The organism is Streptomyces sp. NPDC002130, assembly GCF_040296465.1.
In the GTDB taxonomy this organism is placed as follows: Bacteria; Actinomycetota; Actinomycetes; order Streptomycetales; family Streptomycetaceae; genus Streptomyces.
Genome location: NZ_JBEOXI010000053.1, coordinates 15113 through 40980 on the forward strand (window position 1 = coordinate 15113; position 25868 = coordinate 40980).

At 68.2% G+C, this 25868-nt stretch carries 24 protein-coding genes; 13 read left to right on the forward strand and 11 right to left on the reverse strand.

Translation table 11 applies throughout. The features are described from left to right. Positions 1 to 124 precede the first annotated feature (124 nt). Entirely contained in the window at positions 125 to 1030 is a 906-nt protein-coding gene (locus ABT116_RS13025; protein WP_351631787.1) for a LysR family transcriptional regulator, read from the forward strand. 131 nt (positions 1031 to 1161) lie between these two features. Beyond that, complete coding sequence (locus ABT116_RS13030) at positions 1162 to 1644, forward strand: NUDIX domain-containing protein (RefSeq protein WP_053670118.1); 483 nt, start codon at positions 1162 to 1164, stop codon at positions 1642 to 1644. Positions 1645 to 1653: 9 nt separating this feature from the next. Here the strand turns inward: ABT116_RS13030 and ABT116_RS13035 are convergent, their stop codons facing one another. Further along, positions 1654 to 3294: a globin domain-containing protein gene (locus ABT116_RS13035; protein ID WP_351631790.1), complete on the reverse strand. Its 1641-nt coding sequence runs from the start codon at positions 3292 to 3294 to the stop codon at positions 1654 to 1656. Positions 3295 to 3863: 569 nt separating this feature from the next. Between ABT116_RS13035 and ABT116_RS13040 the strand changes: the two genes are divergently transcribed. Continuing rightward, positions 3864 to 4727 (forward strand): GNAT family N-acetyltransferase, encoded by an 864-nt coding sequence (locus ABT116_RS13040; protein WP_351631793.1) that lies wholly within the window; start codon positions 3864 to 3866, stop codon positions 4725 to 4727. 69 nt (positions 4728 to 4796) lie between these two features. Here the strand turns inward: ABT116_RS13040 and ABT116_RS13045 are convergent, their stop codons facing one another. Together ABT116_RS13045 and ABT116_RS13050 are read right to left on the reverse strand one after the other, a co-directional pair. Further along, complete coding sequence (locus tag ABT116_RS13045; protein WP_351631796.1) at positions 4797 to 5219, reverse strand: GlcG/HbpS family heme-binding protein; 423 nt, start codon at positions 5217 to 5219, stop codon at positions 4797 to 4799. Positions 5220 to 5287: 68 nt separating this feature from the next. Continuing rightward, a complete protein-coding gene (locus tag ABT116_RS13050) occupies positions 5288 to 6496 on the reverse strand; it encodes an MFS transporter (RefSeq protein ID WP_351631799.1) in 1209 nt (402 codons plus the stop codon). A gap of 141 nt (positions 6497 to 6637) precedes the next feature. On the opposite strand from ABT116_RS13050, the gene ABT116_RS13055 reads away from it, so the two are divergent. Together ABT116_RS13055 and ABT116_RS13060 are read left to right on the forward strand one after the other, a co-directional pair. Then, a complete protein-coding gene (locus ABT116_RS13055) occupies positions 6638 to 7102 on the forward strand; it encodes a MarR family winged helix-turn-helix transcriptional regulator (protein WP_351631801.1) in 465 nt (154 codons plus the stop codon). A gap of 64 nt (positions 7103 to 7166) precedes the next feature. Further along, positions 7167 to 7619 carry a GNAT family N-acetyltransferase gene (locus ABT116_RS13060; protein ID WP_351631804.1) on the forward strand — a complete coding sequence of 151 codons (453 nt, stop codon included), beginning with the start codon at positions 7167 to 7169 and terminating at the stop codon, positions 7617 to 7619. Between the two features lie 57 nt (positions 7620 to 7676). Here the strand turns inward: ABT116_RS13060 and ABT116_RS13065 are convergent, their stop codons facing one another. Together ABT116_RS13065 and dnaB are read right to left on the reverse strand one after the other, a co-directional pair. Further along, positions 7677 to 9062: a serine hydrolase domain-containing protein gene (locus ABT116_RS13065; RefSeq protein ID WP_351631806.1), complete on the reverse strand. Its 1386-nt coding sequence runs from the start codon at positions 9060 to 9062 to the stop codon at positions 7677 to 7679. Between the two features lie 70 nt (positions 9063 to 9132). Then, positions 9133 to 10614 (reverse strand): replicative DNA helicase, encoded by a 1482-nt coding sequence (dnaB, locus tag ABT116_RS13070; RefSeq protein WP_351631809.1) that lies wholly within the window; start codon positions 10612 to 10614, stop codon positions 9133 to 9135. A 460-nt stretch (positions 10615 to 11074) separates the two neighbouring features. Between dnaB and ABT116_RS13075 the strand changes: the two genes are divergently transcribed. Continuing rightward, positions 11075 to 12412, forward strand: coding sequence for an MATE family efflux transporter (locus ABT116_RS13075; RefSeq protein ID WP_351631812.1), 1338 nt, complete (start codon positions 11075 to 11077; stop codon positions 12410 to 12412). A 169-nt stretch (positions 12413 to 12581) separates the two neighbouring features. On the opposite strand, the gene rplI is transcribed toward ABT116_RS13075, so the two are convergent. The 4 genes from rplI to rpsF form a co-directional block, all read right to left on the reverse strand. Next, on the reverse strand, positions 12582 to 13028 hold the full coding sequence (gene rplI, locus ABT116_RS13080) for a 50S ribosomal protein L9 (protein WP_033309881.1): 447 nt from the start codon (positions 13026 to 13028) through the stop codon (positions 12582 to 12584). 18 nt (positions 13029 to 13046) lie between these two features. After that, positions 13047 to 13283, reverse strand: coding sequence for a 30S ribosomal protein S18 (rpsR, locus tag ABT116_RS13085; protein ID WP_003949403.1), 237 nt, complete (start codon positions 13281 to 13283; stop codon positions 13047 to 13049). Between the two features lie 45 nt (positions 13284 to 13328). Then, the gene (locus ABT116_RS13090; RefSeq protein ID WP_351631814.1) at positions 13329 to 13922 is read right to left on the reverse strand and encodes a single-stranded DNA-binding protein; all 594 of its coding nucleotides are present in this window, start codon (positions 13920 to 13922) and stop codon (positions 13329 to 13331) included. A gap of 70 nt (positions 13923 to 13992) precedes the next feature. Beyond that, positions 13993 to 14283 (reverse strand): 30S ribosomal protein S6, encoded by a 291-nt coding sequence (gene rpsF, locus ABT116_RS13095; RefSeq protein WP_030847098.1) that lies wholly within the window; start codon positions 14281 to 14283, stop codon positions 13993 to 13995. Positions 14284 to 14546: 263 nt separating this feature from the next. On the opposite strand from rpsF, the gene ABT116_RS13100 reads away from it, so the two are divergent. From ABT116_RS13100 to ABT116_RS13110, 3 genes are all read left to right on the forward strand, one after another. Beyond that, positions 14547 to 14852 carry a hypothetical protein gene (locus ABT116_RS13100; RefSeq protein WP_351631817.1) on the forward strand — a complete coding sequence of 102 codons (306 nt, stop codon included), beginning with the start codon at positions 14547 to 14549 and terminating at the stop codon, positions 14850 to 14852. Between the two features lie 166 nt (positions 14853 to 15018). After that, on the forward strand, positions 15019 to 16140 hold the full coding sequence (femX, locus tag ABT116_RS13105; protein WP_351631819.1) for a peptidoglycan bridge formation glycyltransferase FemX: 1122 nt from the start codon (positions 15019 to 15021) through the stop codon (positions 16138 to 16140). Between the two features lie 81 nt (positions 16141 to 16221). Then, entirely contained in the window at positions 16222 to 17253 is a 1032-nt protein-coding gene (locus ABT116_RS13110; protein ID WP_053670130.1) for an alanine racemase, read from the forward strand. 102 nt (positions 17254 to 17355) lie between these two features. On the opposite strand, the gene ABT116_RS13115 is transcribed toward ABT116_RS13110, so the two are convergent. Further along, a complete protein-coding gene (locus ABT116_RS13115) occupies positions 17356 to 18867 on the reverse strand; it encodes a glycosyltransferase family 87 protein (protein ID WP_351631822.1) in 1512 nt (503 codons plus the stop codon). Positions 18868 to 18988: 121 nt separating this feature from the next. Continuing rightward, positions 18989 to 21640, reverse strand: a complete 2652-nt coding sequence (locus ABT116_RS13120) for a transglycosylase domain-containing protein (protein WP_351631824.1) — start codon at positions 21638 to 21640, stop codon at positions 18989 to 18991. A gap of 402 nt (positions 21641 to 22042) precedes the next feature. Here ABT116_RS13120 and ABT116_RS13125 point away from each other — a divergent pair, with 402 nt between their 5' ends. The 4 genes from ABT116_RS13125 (at position 22043) to ABT116_RS13140 (ending at position 25838) form a co-directional block, all read left to right on the forward strand. After that, the gene (locus ABT116_RS13125) at positions 22043 to 22726 is read left to right on the forward strand and encodes a PadR family transcriptional regulator (RefSeq protein ID WP_351631827.1); all 684 of its coding nucleotides are present in this window, start codon (positions 22043 to 22045) and stop codon (positions 22724 to 22726) included. A 44-nt stretch (positions 22727 to 22770) separates the two neighbouring features. After that, entirely contained in the window at positions 22771 to 23853 is a 1083-nt protein-coding gene (locus ABT116_RS13130; protein ID WP_351631830.1) for an inositol-3-phosphate synthase, read from the forward strand. An 87-nt stretch (positions 23854 to 23940) separates the two neighbouring features. Next, the gene (locus ABT116_RS13135) at positions 23941 to 25203 is read left to right on the forward strand and encodes an MFS transporter (protein ID WP_351631832.1); all 1263 of its coding nucleotides are present in this window, start codon (positions 23941 to 23943) and stop codon (positions 25201 to 25203) included. 122 nt (positions 25204 to 25325) lie between these two features. Next, a complete protein-coding gene (locus ABT116_RS13140; RefSeq protein ID WP_351631835.1) occupies positions 25326 to 25838 on the forward strand; it encodes an LppU/SCO3897 family protein in 513 nt (170 codons plus the stop codon). Positions 25839 to 25868: the final 30 nt, after the last annotated feature.

Sequence of the window (25868 nt, forward strand, 5' to 3'; positions counted from 1 at the left end):
CGCGCGACCAAGGCTAGTTGACTCTCTGTCAGTGTCCAATCACAGTAGCGACAGAGACCTATCGACATATTTATAGTTGGGCACGGCCGGGGCAGGGAGCAGGGGCCGAAGAAGGGAGTGTGCGGTGGATCTGGCCTTGCTGCGGACCTTCGTGACCGTGCACCGGGCCGGCTCCTTCACCCGCGCCGCCGCCCTGCTCGGCCTCTCCCAGCCTGCTGTCACCTCGCAGATACGGACGCTGGAGCGGCAACTGGGCCGCCCTCTGTTCCTGCGGCAGGCCCGCGGCGTGACCCCGACGAGCATCGGCGACGAACTCGCCCACAAGGCCGCACCTCATCTCGACGCCCTGGTGGAGATCACCGAGACCGGCCTCGACGACGACTCCTCCTTACGGACGCTGCACCTCGCGGGTCCTCCGGAGTTCACCGCCGAGCGAGCCCTGCCCGCCCTCACGGAGCTGACCGGCGAGGACGGCCAGGGCTTCGCCTTGCGCGCCTCGTTCGGTACCGCCGAGGAAACCCTGGAAGGGCTTTCCGCCGGGCATCATGATCTGGCCATCAGCACGGCACAGCCACGCGGCGCCCTGCTCACGGCGACTGCGCTCTGCGACGAGGAACACGTTCTGGTCGCCGCACCGCGCTGGTCCGAGCAGATCGGCGACGGGCAGCCCGACCGCAGGCCGGAACCGGCCCTCGAGAAGGTGCCGGTGGTGGAGGTGCACGAGTCGCTGCCGTTCGTCTCCCGCTACTGGGCCTCCGTCTTCGACTCGCACCCGGCCGCCCCCGGCACCGTGATCGTCCCCGACCTCCGTGCGGTCCTGGCGTGCGCGGTCGCGGGCGCCGGCCTGGCGGTGCTGCCCCGCTATCTGTGCGCGGCGGCGCTGGAGCGGGGCGATGTCGTCGCACTGCACGAGCCGGCGGTGCCGCCGCTGCGGACGTACTTCCTGGTGGTCCGGACCGGGACGCTCGCGATGCCCCATATCGCGCGGGCTCACGACTGGCTGCTGCGGTCCTCGGCCGACTGGTGCTGAGGCGCTCGGAGACGCGCGCCGGGTTGCACGGACGTGAGTTGCGGGCGCTCGGGGCAGTGCCTCACTCTGGGAGCTCGACCGGTGACGTTTCGCGATGTTTCACGTGGAACCAGCCGGGCCACATTTCACTCATGACCGTCCGACCCGTGGTCAAGCGCACCGCCCGCGCCGTTCTGCTGGACGGTGCCGACCTGATCCTGATCAAGCGCACCAAGCCGGGTGTCGATCCCTACTGGCTCACCCCCGGTGGCGGGGTCGAGCCCAAGGACTCGACCGTCGTCGATGCCTTGCACCGCGAGGTGTACGAAGAGCTCGGCGCGAAGATCACCGATGTGGTGCCCTGCTTCGTGGACACCATGGAGCACATAGGAGAGGACGGCGGTGCGACCGGGGTGAAGGTGCAGCACTTCTTCGTCTGCCGCCTGGAGTCCATGGACCCCTCCCTGCGCCACGGTCCCGAGGTGGACGAGCCGGTCGGCGAGTACGAGATCGTGCGCGTGCCCTTCACCAGGGTCGGAATCGCCTCCGTCCATCTCGTGCCACTGTCGTTGCGGCACTACCTGGACGGCAACATCGAGGGCGTGCTCGCCATGCACGCGCCGGACCTGGGCTGAGACGCCTGATCAGCTTCCGGTCGCGACCAGTTCCTCCACGGAGTCGTGCCGTATGCGGTCCGACGGGATACCGATGTCCCGCAAGGCGTCCACACCGCTGCGGATCATCCCGGGCGGGCCCGAGAGGTAGGCGTCGAACTGGTCCCACGGCCCGTAGCTGCGTATGGCGTCCGGCAACTGCAGGTGCGCCTGCTGGTCGATGATCGCGCGGACCGAAAGCCAGGGGTGGGTCTGCTGGAGGCGGAGCATGGTGTCGATGTCGTACAGGTCTTGGTCGGTGCGGGCACCGTAGAAGACCTCGACCGACCGGCGATCGCCATGCTCGGCGACATCCTCGACCAGGGCCTTGATGGGCGCTATGCCCGTGCCGCCGCCCAGGCAGAGCAGGCCGTTGTCGGTGGTGTGGTCGACGGTCATGGAACCCGCGGGCGGGCCGAGCCGGATGATGTCGCCGGGGCGGGCACGGTGCACCAGGGCGTTGGAGACCCAGCCGGCCGGTACGGCCTTGACGTGGAACGACAGCAGACCGTCGGACCGGGGCGCCGACGCGAACGAGTAGTGCCGCCAGATCCGCGGCCACCAGGGCGTCTCCACGCTCGTGTACTGCCCGGCGAGGAACGGGTACGGCTGGTCGGGTCGGACGGTGACCACCGCGACGTCCGGCGTTCTCAGGTCGTGCGTGACGATCTCGGCGTACCACCAGGCCGGGGCACGCAGTTCGTCCGCGGCCGCTGCGTCGATCATGACCTGGGAGATCGTGGTGTAGGCCCGGATCCAGGCCGCCTCCGTCTCCGCGTTCCACACCCCGGCGGCGTACTTGCTCAGCGCGCCGATGAGGCACTCGCCGACGGCCGGGTAGTGCTCGGCCCGCGTCCCGTACTTGCGGTGGCCCCGGCCGAGTTTTTGCAGGTAGTCGACGAGGACGTCCTTGTTGTCGATGTGCTCGGCGGCTGTGAGCAGCGCTCTGAGGAGCCGGTCCCGCTGGGTGTCCATCGCGGCTGGGAACAGCGACCGCAGGTCGGGGTGGCGGACGAAGAGCAGGGCGTAGAAGTACGACGTGACCTTGTCGGCGACCGGCGCGACCTCGGCCATGGTGCGGCGGATGAGGAGGGCGTCAGGGGAGCCCTCTTCGGCCGGTGGAGTGGTGGCCTGGCTTGAGGGTGGCACCGGTGCGTGTTCCTGGGCGGGAACCCGCTGTTCGGGGTGAGTGCGGGGCGGAGCCACGGTGGAGGCGAAGGGCGTCGGGGTGAGCGCCGTGGGTGCGGGGCCCGGCGACGAGACGGTGGTGGGGCCGGAAGCCGCAGCGGGGGACGGAGCGTGCTGTACGGCCGGAGGGGCAGGCGTGGGTATCGCGGCCGGATGTTCACGCGCTTGGTCGGGCCGACCGGTGTCCGTGCTGCGGGATGTCGAGCCGGGGAGCCTGGATGTGGCGTCTGCCGGTGCTTCCGGGGCGGAGCCGGGCCTGCCCACCGGGCGTATCGTGGCCGGTCGACGCCCTTCCGCCGTGCTGTCCGGCGTACCAGCGGCGGCGCTTTCCGGTGCTGTCGTCGGGTTCTTGCGGGGTGTGAACCAGTCGCCCCCGCCGCCAGAAGTGCCGTTGTCGGCCGACGTGGTGGTCGGAGCGTCCATGGTGTGCCTCGCCTCGAGCATCTTTCGGTCGGTCTGCGCACTTCCGAAGCCGGAAGGTGCCTGCTTCCCCCGTGGACGGTCTCGTTCCCATCCTTGTCGCGGCCAACGCGGCCACATTCAACCCGTATTCCGGCTCCGTACGGACAAGTAAGGCGAGAGTGTGACATTGGCCGCAGTGACTCTCATCGAGCTTCCCACCCGCCTGCCCGCTTCCGGCGCATACCCGGAAACGCGGGTCTTCGATCTCTCCGTCCCGTTAGGCTGCATTGCCCTGCACTGCCCCATACTGGGCAGGGCGTCCCGTCCCGGATGCGAACCGGACTCGACCCTACCGGCCACTGCCGTGCACACAAGTCCCCCCTTCACTCGTCACGAATGAGGGCACGACGCGAATCGCCAAGTCCGTCAACGATGAGGCCGGAAAGCCCCGTTCAGCGTCCCGACCGGACGCCCGGCGTTCTTACCTGTTTCACGTGAAACATCCGGCACCGGTCCGCGTCCTGTGCGGGCGGCGACAACTGGCCAAAAGCTCGTACGTCTCCGCTGAAACAGGTGGACGTCAGGGGCCCTCGTCGGACAGCCTGACCTGCGTGCCGACTCCTTCCCTTGCCTCATTGCCCATCCGTCGTCTGACGCTCCACGATCAAGCCGCCTGCGCCGACTTGTCCGAGGACCGGGGGTGGCCACGGGAGGAGCACAAGTGGGGCTTCCTGCTCACGGCCGGGAAGGGCTACGGCATCGACGACCCCGAGGGTGGTCTGGTGAGCGCCTGTGTCGTCACCGAGTACGGACCGCAGGAGCCCGCCCTCGCCGCGGTCGGCATGGTCCTGGTCGCCGGACGGCATGCCCGGCAGGGCGTGGGACGGCGGCTGATGCGGCACGTCGTCTCGGCGATGGGCACCACGCCCCTCACTCTGCACGCGACGCCGAACGGCCGCCCCCTCTACGAGGAACTCGGCTTCAAGGTCACAGGACAGGCCGAGATGGTCCTGGGGCGCTTCACTCCCGGCGGACCGGAACCGGACGTCGCCACCCGCACCGCCACCGCCGAGGACCTCACCGCGATCCTCCGTCTCGACGAGCAGGTGTTCGGGAGCGACCGCACACACATCGTCACCAGACTGCCGGCATTCGCCGACCAGTTGCGCGTGGCCGAGGGCGGCGGGCGGATCATCGGGTACGCGGCCGCCTGGCCCAACATGGACACCCACGTCGTCGGGCCGCTCATCGCACGCGACACGTCGGTGGCCCAGGCTCTCATCGCCTCCCTTGCCGCCCACACCGACCGTCCCCTGCGCACCGACATCGACGTGCGGCACGAGGAACTCCTCGCGTGGGTGAAGGAGCGCGGCCTGCGATCCGTCGCCTTCAACTCGGTGATGGCGTACGGGATCGCCGAGTTGCCCGGCGACTGGACCCGGCGGTTCGCGCCGGTCACGGTCGCGGCGGGCTGACGAACCCGATACGACGACGCCGGCTCCCCGGGGACGGGGAACCGGCGTCGTCGCGCTGCAGGGACCGGGTCAGGCGAGAGCCTCCACGGCGGCCGTGGCGAAGCCGTGGTCCTCCTCCGGGGCACCGCCGCCGACGCCGATCGCGCCGATCAGTCGGCCCTCGCGGTGCACCGGGACGCCACCGGCGATGAACAGCAGCGGCCGGTCGAGCGCGGTCGGCAGCGTGTGGAAGAGGCCTCCGGGCTGCACCGCGTCCACCAGGTCGGCGGTGGGCGCGTTCAGCTGGAGCGCCGTGTAGGCCTTGCGGGTGCTGGTCTCGCCGGAGATCAGCACGGCTCGGTCGTCACGCCGGAAGGCGAGCAGATGGCCGCCCGCGTCCAGGACGGTGACACTGACGGTGACGCCTGCGACCTCGGCGGCACGTCGGGCTGCGGCCACGAGGACATCGGCGTCCTGGGTGGTCAGCGGGGCGACTGCGGTGGTGGTGCTCATGAAGGGGTTCTCCTGGAGGACTTGCGGTCGTTCCGGGTCATGGAGCAGGTGGCAGGTGGTCCCGTCGCTCAGTGGCGGACGGCAGCGCGCTGCTCAGCTGGTGCGGCTCCCGTGACGACGGTGCTGGGCCCATCGGCGCGGCGCTCCAGGGCGGCCGAGAGGAAGGCCAGGACCAGAGCACCGGCGGCCAGGGCGGCACCGACCCAGTTGGGGGCGGTGTAGCCGAGGCCCGCCGCGATCACCAGGCCGCCCAACCAGGCGGAGAGCGCGTTGCCGAGGTTGAAGGCGCCGATGTTCACCGCGGAGGCCAGGGTCGGGGCGCCGTGCGCCTGGTCGAGCACGCGCTTCTGCAGCGGCGGCACGGTGGCGAAGCCCAGGGCACCGATGAGCGCGATGGTGATCGCCGAGAGCAGCTTGTCGTGGGCGGTGAGGGTGAACAGGGCCAGGACGACGGCCAGGGCACCCAGGGAGACGTACAGCATGGGCATCAGGGCGCGGTCGGCGAACCTGCCGCCGACCAGGTTGCCGCCGACCATGCCTAGGCCGAAGAGGACCAGCAGCCAGGTGACGGAGGCGTCGGCGAAGCCCGCGACGTGGGTCATCATCGGCGCGATGTACGTGATGGCCGCGAAGACACCGCCGAAGCCCAGGACGGTCATGGCCATCGCGAGGAGGACCTGCACGTTCTTGAACGCGGCCAGCTCGTGTCGCAGACGCACGCCCTCCGCCTTGGGCATGTCGGGGACGAGCCGGGCGATGCCGGCCAGGCCGACGACGCCGAGGGCGGCGACGATGCCGAAGGTCACCCGCCAGCCGACGGACTGCCCGACGAGCGTGCCCAGCGGGACACCGACGACGTTGGCGACGGTCAGACCGGTGAACATCATCGCGATGGCACCGGCCTTCTTGTCCGGAGCGACGAGGTCCGCCGCGACGACCGACCCGATGCCGAAGAAGGCGCCGTGGGCCAGCGAGGCGACGATCCGGCCGATCAGCATGACGGAGAAGGCGGGGGCGAGGGCCGAGAGCAGGTTCCCCACGATGAAGAGGCCCATCAGCAGCATCAGCATCCGCTTGCGGGAGATTTTGGTGCCGAGCACGGTCATCAGCGGCGCGCCGACCATGACGCCGAGCGCGTAGCCGGTCACCAGGTAACCGGCGGTGGGGATGGGGACCCCGTAGTCGGCCGCGACCTCGGGCAGCAAGCCCATGATCACGAATTCCGTCGTTCCGATCCCGAAGGCCCCGATCGCGAGGGCCAGAAGCGCGAGAGGCATGGAGGGGTTACCTTCCAGACGATTGCAGGAGCGCTTAGCATGCGTCCACAATAATTGCATACGCGGGCTATGTGCAAACGCCGTCAATTGCGGTTCTGCTCTATCCTGGGTGTCAGCCGCTCCGGGACGGAGGAAACGCCAATGACAGCGACGGACCCCGCGCTCACCGCTCTCGCCCAGAGCTGGTGCGCCCTCTCCCTGCTCCACGGGAGGATCGAGGCCAACATCGAGCGCGCCCTGCAGGCCGGGCACGACCTCAGCGCACGCGAGTACTCCCTGCTGGACGTACTCAGCCGGCAGCACGACGGGGACGGGGGCCATCTGCAGATGAAGCAGGTCGCCGACGCGGTCGTTCTCAGCCAGAGCGCCACCACGCGCCTGGTCACCCGGCTGGAGGACCGGGGGCTCCTGGAGCGTTACCTGTGTCCCACCGACCGCCGGGGCATCTACACCAACGTCACCGCGGCGGGCCTCGAGTTGCTGGAAGCGGCACGTCCGACCAATGACGCCGCCCTGCGCGAAGCCCTCGACGAAGCGGCAAAGAACCCCGAGCTGGCACCCCTGGTCCGAGTTGTGGAGACACTGAAGGCTCCGGTGCCCGCATAGGGCGCCCGAGCACAGAGTCGGCGTGCGGCAGCTGCGCACCGCCGACTCTGCGTAAGGTGCGTCCATGGGAGATCTTGAGATACGTGCCGCCGTCGCCGACGACGTCCCTGCGATCGTCGCCATGCTCGCTGACGACCCACTGGGCGCACAGCGCGAGTCGCCGGACGACCTCGCTCCATACCTGGCCGCGCTGGAGCGGCTCAGCGCGGACCCGAACCAGCGCCTGGTCGTGGCGGTCCGGGAGGGCAGGGTCGTCGGCACACTCCAGCTCACGATCATTCCCGGGCTCTCCCGAAGGGGTGCAACCAGGTCGATCGTCGAAGGGGTGCGCATCCATGCGGACGAGCGCGGCAGCGGCCTGGGAACCCAGCTCATCGAGTGGGCGATCGAAGAATCCCGGAACGAGAGGTGCCAGTTGATCCAGCTGACCTCTGACAAGACGCGCACCGACGCCCACCGCTTCTACGAGCGCCTCGGGTTCACGGCCTCCCACACCGGCTTCAAGCTCCAGCTGTGACCGATGGGCTGGGCGTCCTGTTTCACGTGAAACAGGACGCCCAGGCATCCCACCGCGCTAACCGATTCCGCGCCATCCCTCGGGGTCGACACCACCCGGCACAGGAGCACCCTCGTCGTACGGCTGACGCGTGAACACGAACGAGCCGAGGTCCAGGTGGCTCACGGCCCCGTCCGGCCGCCGTACGGCCTTCAGAAACTCGCCGGCGTAGTACCCCTCCAGTCCCGTCCAGGTGCCGTCACCGTTCGGGCGGAACCGCGATCGGCGGCCTCCGCCGGTCAACGGCCCCAAGGAGACGAGCCCGTCGGCCGTCAGTCGCAGAGCGAAGGCGTGCGTCCCCCAGTACCACTGCCCCGTCAGCTCCAGCAGCGACGGGTCGACATCACGGAGCGGCTTCCACGGTGCGGGGATCCGCGGCTCCGCATCGGCGACGATACGGACCAGGTCGGCGGCGACGGGGAACAGCAGCGGTCCTGACGTGGAGTTGGCCAGGGCGATCGCCGCCACATCGTCCTCGACGCTGATCATGAGGCAGGCGAGGAAACCGGGCAGCGACCCGGTGTGGCCGACGAGGGACCGTCCGTTCCGTCGCCGGATCTCCATGCCCAGGCAGTAGGCGTAACCGCTCGCCACGTCCGCCGCCTCGTGGGGCGCGGCCGGCGTCCTCATCTCCCTCACCGATCCGGCACTCAGCACCCGCTCGTCGCCGTTGAGCAGGAAGGCCGCGAACCGCGCCAAGTCACCGGGCGTGGACCAGAGTTGACCGGCCGGCGCCATGCGCCCCAGATCCTCGGTGGGCTCGGGAAGCATCACGTCGGCCCAGGGATGCACGGCCCAGCCACCCGCGTGGGGCGCCTGCGGCCGCACACTCGTGCGATGCAGCCGCAGAGGTTCGAGCACTTCACGCCGAAGGACATCCTCCCAGGAAGCCCCGCGGAGCTTCTCGATCAGCGCGCCGAGCAGGGCGTAGCCCGGGTTCGAGTAGTGGAACCGGCGGCCTGGCGGGGTCAGCAGGGGGCGATCACCCAGTACGTCGGTCAGCTCGGGCCGCAGGGATCCGGGGCTCCGCTCCCACCACGGGCCCGGAGACTCGGCCGCCAATCCCCCCGTGTGCGCGAGGAGTTCACCGACGGTCGCCTCCCCCACGCCGGTGCCCGGCAGATGCTTCTCGAGCGGATCACCCAGATCCAGAGCGCCCTCGTCGCGCAGCCGTAGTACGAGAACCGCCGTGAAGGTCTTGGTGATCGAACCGATCCGGTACTGCACGTTCTCGTCCGGCGCGTGCCCCTCCACCGAGGTCCGTGCGCCCGTCCACACCGTCGTACCGTCCCGCACGACGGCCGCGACAAGCGACGGAGCCCGTCCCTCGGCCTGCGCGACGGCGATGCGGTGCAACAGAGCGCGACGGGTGCCGGGAAGCAACTCTCCCTGAGATGTCGTCATGGGCCCAGTCCACCCGGCCGGCAGTCCCGCGTCGAGCACATTTGGGCAGGGGCTGTGAGACCTGGTCGGATCAGGTCTGGGCCATGTCCACGAACCGTGAGTAGTGTCCCTGGAAGGCCACCGTGATCGTCGCCGTCGGGCCGTTTCGGTGCTTGCCCACGATGATGTCCGCCTCGCCCGCCCGGGGCGACTCCTTCTCGTACGCGTCCTCGCGGTGCAGAAGGATCACCATGTCGGCGTCCTGCTCGATGGAGCCCGACTCACGCAGGTCGGACACCATCGGTTTCTTGTCCGTGCGCTGCTCGGGACCACGGTTGAGCTGGGACAGCGCGATCACCGGAACCTCCAGCTCCTTGGCCAGGAGCTTGAGGTTCCGGGACATGTCCGAGACCTCCTGCTGACGGCTCTCGGAGCGCTTGGAGCCCCCGGCCTGCATCAGTTGCAGATAGTCGATGATCACGAGCCTGATGTCGTTGCGCTGCTTCAGCCGACGGCACTTGGCGCGAATCTCCATCATCGACAGGTTCGGGGAGTCGTCGATATAGAGCGGTGCGGACGAGACCTCGGGCATTCGGCGCGCCAGACGCGTCCAGTCCTCGTCCGTCATGGTGCCGGACCGCATGTGGTGAAGGGCGACGCGGGCTTCGGCGGACAGCAGGCGCATCGCGATCTCGTTGCGCCCCATCTCCAGGGAGAAGATGACGCTCGGCAGGTTGTGCTTGATCGACGCGGCCCGGGCGAAGTCCAGGGCCAGTGTCGACTTACCCATGGCGGGACGGGCAGCGATGACGATCATCTGCCCCGGGTGCAGGCCGTTGGTGAGCGAGTCGAAGTCCGTGAACCCGGTCGGCACCCCGGTCATCTCGCCGCTGCGCGAGCCGATCGCCTCGATCTCGTCGAGCGCGCCCTCCATGATGTCGCCGAGCGGGAGGTAGTCCTCACTGGTGCGCTGCTCGGTGACCGCGTAGACCTCCGCCTGGGCGCGGTTGACGATCTCGTCGACGTCGTCGTCGGCCGCGTATCCCATCTGCGTGATGCGCGTACCGGCCTCGACCAGGCGGCGCAGGACGGCCCGCTCGTGAACGATCTCCGCGTAGTACGCCGCGTTGGCCGCCGTGGGCACCGTCTGGACGAGGGTGTGCAGATACGAGGCCCCGCCGACCTTGTTGATCTCGCCGCGCTTGGTCAGCTCGGCGGCGATCGTGATGGGGTCGGCCGGCTCGCCCTTGGCGTAGACGTCGAGGACGGCCTGGTAGATCGTCTCGTGGGCCGGTTTGTAGAAGTCGTGGCCCTTCAGGATCTCGACGACGTCGGCGATGGCGTCCTTGGACAGGAGCATGCCGCCCAGGACGGACTGCTCGGCGTCGATGTCCTGCGGCGGTACCCGCTCGAACGACGGGGACGATCCACCGTCCCACGCCCCGTTGTCCCTGCCGCGCTCGTGCTGTTCGTCGCGGCCCCGGGCTCCGTCACCACGTCGGCGGGAAGCGGGCAGACGATCACTGGGACCGCTGTCGGCCCAGGGGTCGTCCAAGGGCTCGGAAATGCTCACCGAGCCACCTCCTCCCGTCCGCCGAAGCAGACCTAGCCGTGCCCCTCTGTTCTACGGCACGGCACTGACAAATAAGAGGCCCAACTCCGGTTGGCTCGCGCCGGTTTTGTGGCGTTTTGGAAACCGGCGGACGGAGCGGGCGCCGGACTACCGTAGGCCTGTCGGCAGCGTCAGCCAATCTGGTTATCCACAGGCCATGTGGACGACGGCCCAGATGCTGTGGAGAACTCCGCGAAACCTGTGCACGACCCGGTGGACAGGCCTGTGAACAAGCCCCCACTCCTAGCAGAGCAGGCCCACTGACCTGCGCCTTTGCCGTCCACGGGCTGTGCAGAAGAAAAACTTTCCCAACCGGCCCAAGATCACCTCGAACACTGCACAGCAGTGCGCACACCGAGACGGAAAGTAAGGGTCTCGAATCCTTTGCATCTCTTACCTGTGGACGATTAGATTGGTGCACATGACACAGGCCCCCGCGCGCCACCCCTCCGGCCGGAGACAGCACGATCGAGAGATCATCGCGCTGGCCGTGCCTGCCTTCGGTGCCCTCGTCGCCGAGCCCCTCTTCCTCATGGCCGACACCGCCATCGTGGGCCATCTGGGCACGGCTCAACTCGCCGGTCTCGGCGTCGCCTCGGCCCTGTTGATGACGGCCGTCAGCGTCTTCGTCTTCCTCGCTTACGCCACAACAGCCGCGGTGGCCCGTCGTGTCGGCGCGGGCGACCTCCAAGCGGCCATCCGACAAGGCATGGACGGTATCTGGCTGGCTCTGCTCCTCGGCGCTGCCGTCGTCGCCGTCGCGCTGCCCACGGCACCCCACCTCGTTGATCTCTTCGGCGCTTCGGACGCGGCAACTCCCTACGCGATCACGTATCTGCGCATCTCCGTTCTCGGCATACCGGCCATGCTCGTCGTCCTGGCCGCGACGGGTGTCCTGCGCGGGCTGCATGACACAAGAACCCCGCTCTATGTCGCCATCGCGGGCTTCGTCGCCAACGGTGCCCTCAATGCCGGGCTCGTCTACGGTGCGGATCTGGGGATCGCAGGTTCCGCGTGGGGCACCGTCATCGCCCAGTGCGGCATGGCCGCGGTCTACCTCGTAGTGGTTCTGCGAGGGGCACACAAGCACGGGGCTTCGCTGCGCCCGGATGCCGCTGGGATCAGGGCCTCCGCACAAGCCGGTGTCCCCCTACTGGTGCGCACCCTCTCGCTGCGGGCGGTCCTGATGATCGCCACGGCGGTCGCCGCCCGTCTCGGGGATGCCGACATGGCCGCCCACCAGATCATCCTCTCCCTGTGGAGCCTGCTGGCCTTCGCCCTCGACGCCATCGCCATCGCCGGGCAGGCCATCATCGGTCGCTACCTCGGAGCCGGTGACACCCAAGGCGCCCGGGAGGCGTGCCGCCGCATGGTGGAGTGGGGTATCGCCGTCGGCGTCGTCCTCGGCGTCCTGGTGGTTCTCGCCCGACCGGTCTTCCTGCCCTTGTTCACCAGCGACCCGGCCGTCATGGACGTGGCGCTGCCCGCCCTGATCATCGTCGCTCTCTCCCAGCCGATCTCCGGCATCGTCTTCGTCCTGGACGGCGTACTGATGGGCGCCGGCGACGGCCCCTACCTCGCCTGGGCGATGCTGCTCACCCTGGCGGTGTTCACACCGGCCGCTCTGCTGGTACCTGTACTGGGCGGTGGGCTCACGGCCCTCTGGGCCACGATGACGCTGATGATGACGGTGCGGATGCTGACCCTGTGGCTTCGTAGCCGATCGGGCCGCTGGATCGTGACGGGCGCGACCCGCTGAGCGTTTCACGTGAAACGCTGCCTGTTTCACGTGAAACAGGGGCTGCTCGACAGAAACGCGGTGTTTCACGTGAAACATGGAGCCGCCCGGCAGGCCACCACCCAGCAGAGACGAATGGGGCCGCACCCCTGAGGGTGCGGCCCCATCGCTTACTGCTTCAGCGCGGCACTCAGGCCGCGACGACCTCGATGTTGACCTTGGCGGCAACCTCGGGGTGCAGACGCACGGACGTCTCGTGAGCGCCCAGCGTCTTGATCGGCGAGCCGAGCTCGATGCGGCGCTTGTCGACCTCGGGGCCACCGGAAGCCTTGATCGCGGAAGCGATGTCGGCCGGGGTGACGGAACCGAAGAGACGACCGGCGTCGCCGGAGCGGACGGCCAGACGGACCTTGACGCCCTCGAGCTGGGCCTTCACAGCGTTGGCCTGCTCGATGGTCTGGATCTCGTGGATCTTGCGAGCACGACGGATCTGCTCGACGTCCTTCTCGCCACCCTTGGTCCAGCGGATAGCGAACTTCCGCGGGATCAGGTAGTTGCGAGCGTAACCGTCCTTGACGTCGACGACGTCGCCCGCGGCACCGAGGCCGGAGACCTCGTGGGTGAGGATGATCTTCATGAGTCGGTCACCCTTCCCTTATCGCGCGGTGGAGGTGTAGGGCAGCAGCGCCATCTCACGGCTGTTCTTCACGGCCGTGGCGACGTCACGCTGGTGCTGCGTGCAGTTGCCGGTCACGCGGCGGGCACGGATCTTGCCGCGGTCGGAAATGAACTTCCGCAGCATGTTCGTGTCCTTGTAGTCCACGTACGTGACCTTGTCCTTGCAGAATGCGCAGACCTTCTTCTTCGGCTTGCGCACAGGCGGCTTAGCCATGGTGTTTCTCCTGTGTGATCAAGAAGTGTGAGTGCGAACCCGCCCCTAGAAGGGGGGCTCGTCCGAGTAGCCGCCGCCACTGCCGCCGCCGGAGTTTCCACCCCAGCCACCGCCACCGCCCTGGTTGCCACCGGCGGGAGCGCCGGTCGCCCACGGGTCGTCGGCGGGAGCGCCGCCACCCTGCTGGCCGCCACCGGGGCCGCCGCCCCAGCCGCCGCCACCCTGGGCGCCGCCACCGCCGCCGTAACCACCCTGGCCGCCCTGTCCACCGCGACCGGTGGTCTTGGTGACCTTGGCCGTGGCGTTGCGCAGGCTGGCGCCGACTTCCTCGACGTCCAGCTCGTAGACCGTGCGCTTGACACCCTCACGGTCCTCGTAGGACCGCTGCTTCAGCCGACCCTGCACGATGACGCGCATGCCTCGCTGGAGCGACTCGGCGACGTTCTCCGCCGCCTGACGCCAGACCGAGCAGGTGAGGAAGAGGCTCTCGCCGTCCTTCCACTCGTTCGTCTGGCGGTCGAAGGTGCGGGGGGTGGACGCGACACGGAACTTCGCGACCGCCGCACCCGAGGGGGTGAAGCGCAGCTCGGGGTCGTCGACAAGATTGCCGACAACCGTGATGACGGTCTCGCCTGCCATGGGGGAACCTCTCGGCGGGTTTGCTCTGGCTGCTTGCTACTCGAATCCCGGAATCAGCTGAGCTGGAAGCTCAGTGGGTCTCGGGACGGAGGACCTTGGTCCGGAGGACCGACTCGTTCAGGTTCATCTGGCGGTCGAGCTCCTTGACGACCGCAGGCTCGGCCTGCAGGTCGATGACCGAGTAGATGCCCTCGGGCTTCTTCTTGATCTCGTACGCGAGACGACGACGGCCCCAGGTGTCGACCTTCTCGACCTTTCCGCCGCCGTCACGGACGACAGAGAGGAAGTTCTCGATCAGCGGAGAGACAGCGCGCTCCTCGACCTCGGGGTCGAGGATGACCATCACCTCGTAGTGACGCATGTGGAACCCACCTCCTTTGGACTCAGCGGCCACGGTCGTTCCGTGGCAGGAGGGTTGTGATGCGTAGCAACGGTATCGGCCACCACTGACAGTCGGGGGTTCTGACGAGAAGCCCCTGCCATGACGTGGGCAGACACCGGTGCGGACGGTACAGAGTACCCGCACAGCGGCTTGCGGTTGAAATCCGGCCGTCAGGGCAGCCAATCTGTACACATCGGGTGTGTATGGCGCTACGATGCGCCGACTTTCGCAGGAGGTGCCCTATGGCACAGGCATTGCGACCCAACCCCGCCGGCGGCCTCTTCGCCACGGACGGCAAGCCCCATCCCCTCCAGGACGCCCTGCTCGCGGTGACCCTGGTGCTCGGCCTCATGTCGTTCCTCACGGCGATCATCGACGAGGACCTGCATCTGCTCAGCTCCTGGGCCGGTCTCGTGGGCATCCTCACCGGCGCGTACGGCCAGTGGATCTCGGAGACGACCCGGGAGCGCTTCGGCCTGATCCTGGGCCTGGGCGCATCGGGGGTCGGGTTCTTCCTGGGCATGGCGCACGGCGGCCTCATCGGCTGACGCCAGGACACCCTCATCTGAACACCGGGTGACGCCCCGGCCGGCCTCGGGCCGGGGCGAAGGTCCCGTACGCCCAACCGGCGCGCTCCCAAGGCGCAGTAGGCTTCGCGCGAGAGCCGGAGCCCCTGTACCCATGGGGACACACCAGCCCGAGGAGCGCCCCTAAATGAGCCTGACCCTGAGGACCATCAGTCGCGAGCAGCATCTGGCCTACATCCAGAGCCTGCCGTCGGCGAGCCACATGCAGGTCCCGGCCTGGGCTGACGTCAAGGCGGAGTGGCGCTCCGAGAACCTCGGCTGGTTCGACGACCGCACCGGCGAGATGGTCGGTGCCGGTCTGGTCCTCTACCGGCAGCTTCCCAAGATCAAGCGCTACCTCGCCTACCTGCCCGAGGGGCCGGTCATCAACTGGTTCGCGCCGAATCTGCAGGAATGGCTCGAACCGATGCTGGCGCACCTGAAGCAGCAGGGCGCCTTCTCCGTGAAGATGGGCCCGCCGGTGATCATCCGGCGCTGGGAAGCCCCCTCCATCAAGGCGGGCATCCAGAACCCGGACGTCAAGCGCCTGCGTGACATCGAGGCCGACCACATCGAGCCGCGCGCCTTCGAGGTGGCCGACAAGCTGCGCCGCATGGGCTGGCAGCAGGGCGAGGACGGCGGTGCCGGCTTCGGTGACGTCCAGCCCCGCTACGTGTACCAGGTGCCGCTGGCGAACCGCTCCCTGGAAGAGGTCCACAAGAACTTCAACCAGCTGTGGCGCCGCAACATCAAGAAGGCCGAGAAGGCCGGCGTCGAGGTCGTCCAGGGCGGCTACCAGGACCTCGAGGAATGGCAGCGGCTGTACGAGATCACCGCCGTGCGCGACCACTTCCGGCCGCGCCCCCTGTCGTACTTCCAGCGCATGTGGACGGCCCTCAACACCGAGGACCCCAACCGCATGCGGCTGTACTTCGCCCGCCACAACGGCGTGAACCTGTCGGCCGCCACGATGCTGATCGTCGGCGGGCACGTCTGGTACTCCTACGGCGCCTCCGACAACATCGGACGTGAGGTCCGGCCCTCGAACGCGATGCAGTGGCGGATGCTGCGGGACGCCTACGCGCTCGGCGCCACCGTCTACGACCTGCGCGGTATCTCCGACTCGCTGGACGAGACCGACCACCTCTTCGGTCTGATCCAGTTCAAGGTGGGTACCGGCGGCCAGGCGGCCGAGTACCTCGGCGAGTGGGACTTCCCGCTGAACAAGCTGCTGCACAAGGCGCTCGACATCTACATGTCCCGCCGCTGATGTCCCGTTCAGTGCTTCCATACCTCTGACACACGGAAACCGCCGATACACGGCACCACGAGAAAGGTTCCAGGTCCGGCCATGGCGCTCACGCTCTACGTCGACACCGCGCGCTGGCGTGCGCACCACAAGCACGTGCAGGAACAGTTCCCGGGCCTCGTACCGGTCTGCAAGGGCAACGGCTACGGCTTCGGGCACGAGCGGCTGGCGGAGGAGGCCACCCGGCTGGGTTCGGACGTCCTGGCCGTCGGCACGACGTACGAGGCAGCCCGCATAAAGGACTGGTTCGGCGGTGACCTGCTGGTGCTGACGCCGTACCGGCGGGGCGAGGAGCCGGTGCCGCTGCCGGACCGGGTCATCCGTTCCGTCTCGTCGATAGACGGTGTCTACGGCCTGGTCGGCGCCCGCGTGGTGATCGAGGTGATGTCCTCGATGAAGCGGCACGGCATCAGCGAGCAGGACTTGGCGCAGCTGCACGCCGCCATCGAGAACGTCCGCCTGGAAGGCTTCGCCATCCACCTCCCGCTGGACCGCACCGACGGCTCGGACGCCGTCGAGGAGGTCATCGGCTGGATGGACCGGCTGCGTGCCGCCCGGCTGCCCCTGCACACCATGTTCGTCAGCCACCTCAAGGCCGAGGACCTCGCCCGGCTCCAGCAGCAGTTCCCGCAGACCCGCTTCCGGGCCCGCATCGGAACGCGGCTGTGGCTGGGGGACCACGACGCCACCGAGTACCGCGGCGCGGTCCTGGACGTCACGCGTGTCGCCAAGGGCGACCGTTTCGGCTATCGGCAGCAGAAGGCGGCCTCCGACGGCTTCCTGGTGGTCGTGGCGGGCGGTACGTCACACGGAGTGGGCCTGGAGGCTCCCAAGGCCCTGCACGGCGTCATGCCGCGCGCCAAGGGAGTCGCCCGCGCCGGCCTCGCGACGGTGAACCGGAACCTTTCTCCGTTCGTCTGGGGCGGCAAGCAGCGCTGGTTCGCGGAGCCGCCGCACATGCAGGTCTCGATCCTGTTCGTCCCGGCGGACGCGCCCGAGCCGAAGGTCGGTGAGGAGCTGGTGGCCCATCTGCGGCACACCACCACGCAGTTCGACCGGATCGTGGATCGCTGACCGTCGCGGCGCACCGTCCCTCGCAGGACAGCAAGAAGGCCGTACACGGCGTCCCGTGTACGGCCTTCTGCGTTCCCGGCTACGGCGTCTCGCGCCGTTCGCTCAGAGCGAACCGCCCGTCGCGCCCGGCCTGCCCCATTCGACCGGCGGCCCGTCGAACTGGGCGGTCACCTGCTGCCGGGGGCGTGCCGCTGGACCGAAGACGAAAACGTCCGCAGCGCCGTCGAGGACTCCGCCCGAGGGATCGTCGTCACCGGACCGGCGCACCGGATCCCGCTCCGGCATGAAGATGTCGCGCACGACCATCACGCACAGATACAGCGTCCCCAGCAGATGCAGGCCGATGGCCCAGTGGTAGCCGTCGGTGGGCAGGCCCTTGTGAGCCTCTCCGCTGGTCGTGTAGGCGAGGTACAGCCAGATCCCGAGGAAGTACGCCACCTCGCAGGCCTGCCAGATCAGGTAGTCCCGCCACTTCGGCCGGGCCAGAGCGGCCAGCGGCACCAGCCACAGGACGTACTGCGGCGAGTAGACCTTGTTGGTGAGGATGAACGCCGCGACGATTAGGAAGGCGAGCTGAGCGAACCGCGGGCGGCGCGGGGCGGTCAGTGCGAGGGCCGCGACAGCCGCACAGCACACCAGCATCAGCAGCGTCGCCAGTGTGTTGACGGTGTCGGTGCTGAGGGGGTCGTCCGAGTTCTGGGCCATGATCAGCCAGAAGGAGCCGAAGTCGACGCCCCTTTCCTGGCTGAACGTGTAGAACTTCGACCAGCCCTCGAAGGCGAAAAGCATCACCGGCCCGTTCACGACGACCCAGGCGACGATCGCGCCCCCCAGAGCCGTCCCGAACTCGCGCCACCTGCCCGCGCGCCAGCACAGCACCATCAGTGGCCCGAGGAGCAGGAAGGGATAGAGCTTGGCGGCCGTGGCAAGCCCCAGCAGGACGCCGAAGGCGAGGGAGCGGCCACGTGACCACATCAGCATCGCCGCGGCCGTCAGGGCGACCGCGAGGAGGTCCCAGTTGATGGTCGCCGTCAGTGCGGCGGCGGGCGCCAGAGCGACGAGCAGGCCGTCCCAGGGGCGCCGGGCGTGGGTGCGGGTCACGCAGACGGCGATGACGGACGCACACACCATGAGCATTCCGGCGTTGACCATCCAGTACCACTGCTCCTGGTCCTGGATGGCGCCGCTGCCGGGCGTGAGCCAGGAGGCGACCTCCATGAAGACGCCGGTGAGCACCGGGTACTCCAGGTACTGCATGTCGCCGGGAAGCCGGTCGAAGTACGGCACGAGCCCGTCGGCGAAGCCGCGCCCCTGGTACAGGTGCGGGATGTCCGAGTAGCACGCGTGCGTGTACTGGGAGCTGGCGCCGAAGAACCAGGCGCCGTTGTAGCAGGGCGCCTTCTGGACCAGGCCGAGGGCGAACATGCCGATCGCCACCAGCGCGATGACCCGCACGGGCGTCCACCAGGACGACCCGAGCAGGGCGCGCCGCCCGAGCGGGCCGCCGATCAGCTCGCTGCCGGCCGCGGCGACCTCGTCCTCCTTGGTCGGCCGCACCGGCTCCGGCTCATGGACGCTCGCTTGCGTCGATTCTGCACTGGGCATGTCGCACATCCTGCCGTACGTGCCTGGGAATACGCCGAGGGCCGCCGTCCCTCGAAGGGACGGCGGCCCTTGTTTCACGTGAAACACCCTCGCGTTTCACGTGAAAAACCCAAGCCGGGCGATCGGTCGGCTATCCCTCAGGGCCTCCGAAGATGCCTCCGTTGCCGTTGCCCCTGCTGTTGCCGCCATCCACGTTCGTATCGGTCGGTGTCGGCTCCGGGGAAACCCCTCCGTCTGTGCCTCCATTGCCAGTGCCGCCGTTCTGCGCGCCACCGTCCTCCTCACAACCGAAGAACCCGCAGGTGTCGCTCGGCGACGGCGACGGCGACGAGCTCGCGGTCGGCGTGGGGCTCGGCGACTCGGTCACGGTCTCGCTGGGCTCGACGCTGGGCGTCGGGGTCGGCGTCGGGGCGCCCACCTCGTCCTGGATCTCGCCGATCTCCTCGGCGTCCGGGAAACCGAGGTCAGGCTCGCCCTTCAGCGCGGCCTTCATGTATTCGGTCCAGACCAGCGTCGGGACGTCACCACCGTGGATGGACTTCTCACCCGCCGTGCCGTTCATGGAGAGCAGCCTGGCGCTCTTGGGGTCTTCGCGGAACATCGCGACCGAGGTCGACAGCTGCTGCGTGTAGCCGACGAACCAGGCCGACTTGTTCTCGTCGGTGGTACCGGTCTTGCCGGCCGCCGTACGGCCCAGGGAAAGCGCCTTCTTGCCCGTTCCGTTCTGGATGACGTTCTCCAGAACGTTCGTGACGTTGTTGGCCACCTGCTCGGACATCGCCCGCGTGACCCTCGGCTTCTCGAAGCCCTCGACGTCCCGGCCGTTGGACTTGACGCTGGTCACCGAGTACGGGGCGGCCTGCTTGCCCGCCGCGGCGAACGTCGCGTAGGCGTCGGCCATTCGGATCGCACTGGGAGTCGACGTACCGAGCGCGAACGAAGCGTTGAGACCGGCGAAGCTGCTGTCCAGGATGCCGGACTTCTCGGCCAGGTCGGCCACGTTCTTCATCCCCACGTCCATGCCGAGCTGCACGAACGGCGTGTTGACGGACTGCTCCATCGCCTTGCGCAAGGAGATGTAGCCCCAGGGGTAGTCGCTCTCGTTCTCCTGGAAGAACGGTGTGTTGTCCTTCTTCAGGACGTAGGTTCCGTCGTTGTTCTTGACCTTGAGGTGGTCGTTGCCGTTGTACTTGCTCAGCGGCGAGAGGGGACCGTTGCTCCGGTAGGTGCCGTGCTCCATCGCGGCGGCGAGCACGAACGGCTTCCATGTCGAACCGACGGGGACACCCGAGGTGTCCGCGTTGTTGTTGAAGTGGCCGTTCTCGTACCCCGCGCCGCCGTAGAGCGCGACGATCGCCCCGTCGTTGGGCTTCACCGACGCCGCACCGAACTGGACGTGCTTGTCCAGCTCACGGTTCTCCGGGTCGAGCTTCTCCTTCTCGACCTTCTTGACGGCCTTCGCCAGCGCCTCGACGTTCTCCTTCTTGAAGGTCGTCTTGATCTGGTAGCCACCCAGGTCGAACTGCTTCTCGGAGATGTTCGAGTGATTCAGGACGTACTTCTTGGCCGTGTCCGCCAGATACCCGATCTGACCGGTCATGCCCTTGGACGCCTTGCGCGGGTCGGGCATGGGGTACTTCTTGATCGCGTCCTGGTACTGCTTGTCCGTGATCCTCTTGTCGTTGTGCATCTGCTCGAGGATCCAGGCCCAGCGGTCCTTGGACCGCTTCGTGTTCTTGTCCCTGCTCGCGTTCGTGTCGATACTGTCGTTGCCCGCGGGGTCGTAGTACGTCGGGCCCTTCAGGAGGGCGGCGAGGAAGGCACACTCGCTCGGTGTGAGCTGGTACGCCTCCTTGCCGTAGTAGGCCTGGGCGGCGGCCTGGATGCCGTACGCGCCACGGCCGTAGTACGAGGTGTTCAGGTATCCCTGGAGGATGTCGTCCTTGGAGAGCTTCGTGCCCACCTTGATCGAGATGAACATCTCCTTGAACTTACGGCTGACCGTCTGTTCCTGGCTCAGGTAGGTGTTCTTGACGAACTGCTGGGTGATCGTCGAACCACCCTGCGTGTCGCCGCCCCGGGCCATGTTCGCCAGGGCCCGGGCGATACCCATGGGGTCGACACCGGAGTCGTCGTAGAAGCTCTTGTTCTCGGCCGAGATCACCGCCCACCGCATGGCTTTGGGGATTTTCGCGAGCGGGACGTTCTGCCGGTTCTGCCCGCTGCCCGCCGCGACCATCTGGGTGCCGTCGGCCCAGTAGTAGACGTTGTTCTGCGACCGGGCAGCAGCGTTCTCCTCGTTGGGGACGCCCACCATGGCGTAGCCGATGCCCGCCACGGCCACCAGGCTGCCGAAGAAGGCGATGCACAGTCCGGAGACGAGCTTCCAGGACGGCATCCAGCGCTGCCAGCCGTACTTGCCCGCTCGCGGATAGTCGATCAGCCGCTTCTTGTCGGGGACGGCGGCCGCGCGTCCCCGGCCCCGCCCGGGCCCGTTCGGCCCGCCAGGGGCGGCGCGCCGGCCGCCACGGGCCGGTTCGGCCGCTCTGCGGCGGCTGCCACCCGTACTTCTCTGCGCCGCACGACGGGCCTCGGCTCGGCTGCCGTACTGGCGCTCCTCACCCCCCGAGTCGTACGAGCCCGACCCATAGGAGTCGGACGGAGACTCGGTGGCGCCTCGCGGTGCCGCGCGGCGGCCGGAGGCCGAGCCGGACTGACCGCGTCGGGCCGCGGCACGTCCGCCTCCCTGCGGCTGCGGCGGTTTGCGACGGTGCTCGCTCATCGAACGACTACTCCTCGGGCAGGCGCACCCCTGCGCGCCTGGAAACGGCGGCTAGTTTCCGGTCCCCCCGAAGTACGGATGCGGTCGGCTCCGCATTCATCGGTCCCGCATGCACCCGTACTACACCGAAGACGACGACGCTCTCAGGCGTCACTCGGTTCCCGGTGATGTGCATGGCGCACAGACTACGCACCACCAAAACCTGCCGAGCCCCGAAGTTCACCTCAAATCAGGCAACTCGCGTCGGATGAATCGGTGATGTGATCCCGTTCACCCACCCCCCTCTTGTCGCATCCGGAAGGCCGTTCTATCGTCGTGATGTATCGACTCGATACATCAGCTCGACACATCGGCCCGACATATCGGACTGTTACACGCGCACCGCGGCGAGAGGAGGCGACGATGAGCCGGCGTTCCGGGATCCTCGAGTTCGCCGTACTCGGCCTGCTCCGCGAATCTCCGATGCACGGCTATGAGCTGCGCAAACGGCTCAACACATCGCTGGGTGTGTTCCGTGCCTTCAGCTACGGGACGCTCTACCCCTGCCTCAAGACGCTGGTCGCCAACGGCTGGTTGATCGAGGAAACGGGCAGCACCTCCGAGGACGCCCTCGCCGCCCCGCTCACGGGGCGCCGCGCCAAGATCGTCTACCGGTTGACGGCGGACGGTAAGGAGCACTTCGAGCAGCTTCTCTCGCAGACCGGGCCGGACGCGTATGAGGACGAAACCTTCGCAGCCCGTTTCGCCTTCTTCGGGCAGACCTCACGCGATGTCCGTATGCGTGTGCTGGAGGGCCGCCGCAGCCGGCTGGAAGAGCGGCTGGAGAAGATGAGCGCGTCCCTGGCCCGGACCCGGGAGCGCCTCGACGACTACACGCTCGAACTTCAGCGCCACGGAATGGAGTCCGTGGAGCGCGAGGTGCGCTGGCTGAACGAGCTCATCGAGAGCGAGCGGGCAGGGCGGGACCTCAAGGGCCCGGCCACCGAAGAGCCCGCTTCGCGTGACACCACATCTGGAACGTCGGGCGTCCTGCCCCGGCCGGGGGACGACCCCCGGCCGGATACGCCTGGCGACACCGCCACGTGAGAGCCCACTCAGGGCCTCACTCGTACACACAGGGAGCAACCGGAATGGGTTCGGTTCGCGTAGCCATCGTCGGTGTGGGCAACTGCGCCGCATCGCTGGTGCAGGGAGTCGAGTACTACAAGGACGCCGACCCGGCGTCCAGGGTGCCGGGCCTGATGCACGTCCAGTTCGGCGAGTACCACGTCCGCGACGTCGAGTTCGTCGCCGCGTTCGACGTGGACGCCAAGAAGGTCGGTCTCGACCTGGCGGACGCCATCGGCGCCTCCGAGAACAACACCATCAAGATCTGCGACGTGCCCAGCACGGGTGTCACGGTGCAGCGCGGCCACACCCTCGACGGCCTCGGCAAGTACTACCGCGAGACCATCGAGGAGTCCGCCGAGGAGCCGGTCGACGTCGTGCAGGTCCTCAAGGACCAGCAGGTCGACGTCCTCGTCTGCTACCTGCCCGTCGGCTCCGAGGACGCGGCGAAGTTCTACGCCCAGTGCGCCATCGACGCCAAGGTCGCCTTCGTCAACGCCCTCCCGGTCTTCATCGCCGGCACGAAGGAGTGGGCCGACAAGTTCACCGAGGCGGGCGTCCCGATCGTCGGCGACGACATCAAGTCCCAGGTGGGCGCCACCATCACGCACCGCGTGATGGCGAAGCTGTTCGAGGACCGGGGCGTCATCCTGGACCGCACGATGCAGCTGAACGTCGGCGGCAACATGGACTTCAAGAACATGCTCGAGCGAGACCGCCTCGAGTCGAAGAAGATCTCCAAGACGCAGGCCGTCACCTCCCAGATCCGCGACCGCGACCTGGGTGAGGGCAACGTCCACATCGGCCCGTCCGACTACGTCGCCTGGCTGGACGACCGCAAGTGGGCCTACGTCCGCCTCGAGGGCCGCGCCTTCGGTGACGTCCCGCTGAACCTGGAGTACAAGCTCGAGGTCTGGGACTCCCCGAACTCCGCCGGCGTCATCATCGACGCCCTGCGCGCCGCGAAGATCGCCAAGGACCGCGGCATCGGCGGTCCGATCCTGTCGGCGTCGAGCTACTTCATGAAGTCCCCGCCCGTGCAGTACTTCGACGACGAGGCCCGCGAGAACGTCGAGAAGTTCATCAAGGGTGAGGTCGAGCGCTGACGCGCGCAGCAGTCGCTCCTGCCAGGGCTGTGTGGGTCCCCGGGTCGTACGACCCGGGGACCCTCCCCGTATGTGAGGCTGGGCCCCATGGCCGTCGTCCGTGACCTGCGCGTCCTGTTGCGCTTCCAGGGTTTCCGGCGCCTGCTCGCCGTGCGCCTGCTGTCCCAGGGTGCCGACGGCGTCTACCAGGTCGCGCTCGCCGCGTATGTGGTCTTCTCACCGGAGAAGCAGACCTCGGCGGCCGCGGTCGCCTCCGCGATGGCGGTGCTGCTGCTTCCGTACTCCCTCGTCGGCCCCTTCGCCGGTGTCCTGCTGGACCGCTGGCGGCGCCGTCAGGTCCTGCTGTACGGGAGTCTGTTGCGCGCTGCGCTGGCCTGCGCCACGGCCGTGCTGATCCTCAGTCCGGCTCCGGACTGGCTCTTCTACGTCTCGGCTCTGTGTGTCACCGCCGTCAACCGCTTCGTCCTGTCAGGTTTGTCCGCCGCTCTGCCGCGTGTGGTCGACGCCGATCGCCTGGTCCTCGCCAACTCCCTGTCACCGACCGCCGGAACGCTGGCGGCGACCGCCGGCGGCGGACTCGCCTTCGTCGTACGCCTGGCCGTGGCGGACTCGGACGCCGCTGTGGTGCTCGTGGGGGCCGGGCTGTATCTGTGCGCGGCCCTGGCGTCGCTGAGCATGGCGCGGGAACTCCTCGGCCCTGACCGGCCCTTGCCGCGCGAGCAGATCCGGACGGCCCTCACGGGCACCGCCCGCGATCTGGCGGCAGGCGTACGTCATCTGGCCGCTCCACAGCGCCGGCAGGCCGCCTGGGCGCTCGCGGCGATGTCGCTGATGCGGTTCTGCTACGGCGCCCTGCTGGTCATGCTGCTGATGCTTTGCCGCTACGCCCTCACCTCGACCACGGACGACGGACTGGCCCTCCTGGGGCTGGCGTTGGGCGTCTCCGGGGCGGGATTCTTCGCGGCGGCCGTGGTGACGCCCTGGACCGCGGGGCGGCTCGGGCCGGGCCGCTGGATCGTCGTGTGCGCGGGCGCCGCGGCGCTGCTGGAGCCCGCTCTCGGGCTGCCGTTCGCCACCGTCCCGCTGCTGGCCGCGGCCTTTGTTCTGGGGCTGACCACCCAGGGCGCGAAGATCGCCACCGACACCATCGTCCAGTCCTCGGTGGAGGACAGCTTCCGTGGCCGGATCTTCTCGGTTTACGACGTCCTCTTCAACGTCTTCTTCGTCGGCGCGGCCGCCGTCGCGGCCCTGATGCTGCCGCCGGACGGCCGATCCGTGCCGCTGGTGATCACGATCGCCGTTATCTACGCGGCAGTAGCTGTGGCTATGGCCCGGTTTGGCCGCCAGTAAGTGTCACATCAATGACACAGAGCCACTTCTGACTACTGCGTTGTCAGTGGGGACCGCTACCTTACGTGGGTCTTATCTCGCGACATGTTCGCGTCACTCACCATGTTCTAGGGGGACCCCAAGTGACTACTCCGCCGCCCCAGGGCAATCCGTTCGCACAGAACCAGCCCGCGGCTGCACCCCAGGCTCCGTTCCCGCCCCAGGGCGGTTACCCGCAGCAGCCCGGGCAGCCCGGCTTCCCGCCCCAGGGCGCGGCTCCGTATGCTCCGGTTCCCCCGCAGCCGTCCGGCCGCAAGCTCAGCTTCAAGACGATCAAGAACATACTCGTCGTCATAGCCGTGGCGACCATCGCCATCGTCGGCTACGTAACGAGCCGGGACGACGCCAACACGGCCGCCGTCGGCGACTGCATGCACCGCGGCAGCACCAGCGACAACAACCCGGACCTGGAAGTCGTGAAGTGCGACGACGCCAAGGCCCAGTACAAGGTGCTGGCCAAGATCGAGGGCTCGTTCCTCACGGACACCCTGGCTTCCAGCAAGTGCGAGGCCGAGGCGAAGGACTTCCAGTACACGTACACCGAGAGCGGTGACGGCAAGGACTTCCTGCTCTGCCTGAAGGACTACAAGAAGTAGGCAGAGACGACGAGGGGCGGTGTTTCACGT

Excerpts from the sequence above, each read along its gene's own strand:
- ABT116_RS13030 (WP_053670118.1), top strand. The coding sequence starts at position 1,162 with ATGACCGTCCGACCCGTGGTCAAGCGCACCGCCCGCGCCGTTCTGCTG.
- ABT116_RS13035 (WP_351631790.1), bottom strand. The coding sequence starts at position 3,294 with ATGCTCGAGGCGAGGCACACCATGGACGCTCCGACCACCACGTCGGCC.
- ABT116_RS13045 (WP_351631796.1), bottom strand. The coding sequence starts at position 5,219 with ATGAGCACCACCACCGCAGTCGCCCCGCTGACCACCCAGGACGCCGAT.
- ABT116_RS13050 (WP_351631799.1), bottom strand. The coding sequence starts at position 6,496 with ATGCCTCTCGCGCTTCTGGCCCTCGCGATCGGGGCCTTCGGGATCGGA.
- ABT116_RS13055 (WP_351631801.1), top strand. The coding sequence starts at position 6,638 with ATGACAGCGACGGACCCCGCGCTCACCGCTCTCGCCCAGAGCTGGTGC.
- ABT116_RS13060 (WP_351631804.1), top strand. The coding sequence starts at position 7,167 with ATGGGAGATCTTGAGATACGTGCCGCCGTCGCCGACGACGTCCCTGCG.
- ABT116_RS13065 (WP_351631806.1), bottom strand. The coding sequence starts at position 9,062 with ATGACGACATCTCAGGGAGAGTTGCTTCCCGGCACCCGTCGCGCTCTG.
- ABT116_RS13075 (WP_351631812.1), top strand. The coding sequence starts at position 11,075 with ATGACACAGGCCCCCGCGCGCCACCCCTCCGGCCGGAGACAGCACGAT.
- rplI (WP_033309881.1), bottom strand. The coding sequence starts at position 13,028 with ATGAAGATCATCCTCACCCACGAGGTCTCCGGCCTCGGTGCCGCGGGC.
- rpsR (WP_003949403.1), bottom strand. The coding sequence starts at position 13,283 with ATGGCTAAGCCGCCTGTGCGCAAGCCGAAGAAGAAGGTCTGCGCATTC.
- ABT116_RS13090 (WP_351631814.1), bottom strand. The coding sequence starts at position 13,922 with ATGGCAGGCGAGACCGTCATCACGGTTGTCGGCAATCTTGTCGACGAC.
- rpsF (WP_030847098.1), bottom strand. The coding sequence starts at position 14,283 with ATGCGTCACTACGAGGTGATGGTCATCCTCGACCCCGAGGTCGAGGAG.
- ABT116_RS13100 (WP_351631817.1), top strand. The coding sequence starts at position 14,547 with ATGGCACAGGCATTGCGACCCAACCCCGCCGGCGGCCTCTTCGCCACG.
- femX (WP_351631819.1), top strand. The coding sequence starts at position 15,019 with ATGAGCCTGACCCTGAGGACCATCAGTCGCGAGCAGCATCTGGCCTAC.
- ABT116_RS13110 (WP_053670130.1), top strand. The coding sequence starts at position 16,222 with ATGGCGCTCACGCTCTACGTCGACACCGCGCGCTGGCGTGCGCACCAC.
- ABT116_RS13115 (WP_351631822.1), bottom strand. The coding sequence starts at position 18,867 with ATGTGCGACATGCCCAGTGCAGAATCGACGCAAGCGAGCGTCCATGAG.
- ABT116_RS13120 (WP_351631824.1), bottom strand. The coding sequence starts at position 21,640 with ATGAGCGAGCACCGTCGCAAACCGCCGCAGCCGCAGGGAGGCGGACGT.
- ABT116_RS13125 (WP_351631827.1), top strand. The coding sequence starts at position 22,043 with ATGAGCCGGCGTTCCGGGATCCTCGAGTTCGCCGTACTCGGCCTGCTC.
- ABT116_RS13130 (WP_351631830.1), top strand. The coding sequence starts at position 22,771 with ATGGGTTCGGTTCGCGTAGCCATCGTCGGTGTGGGCAACTGCGCCGCA.
- ABT116_RS13135 (WP_351631832.1), top strand. The coding sequence starts at position 23,941 with ATGGCCGTCGTCCGTGACCTGCGCGTCCTGTTGCGCTTCCAGGGTTTC.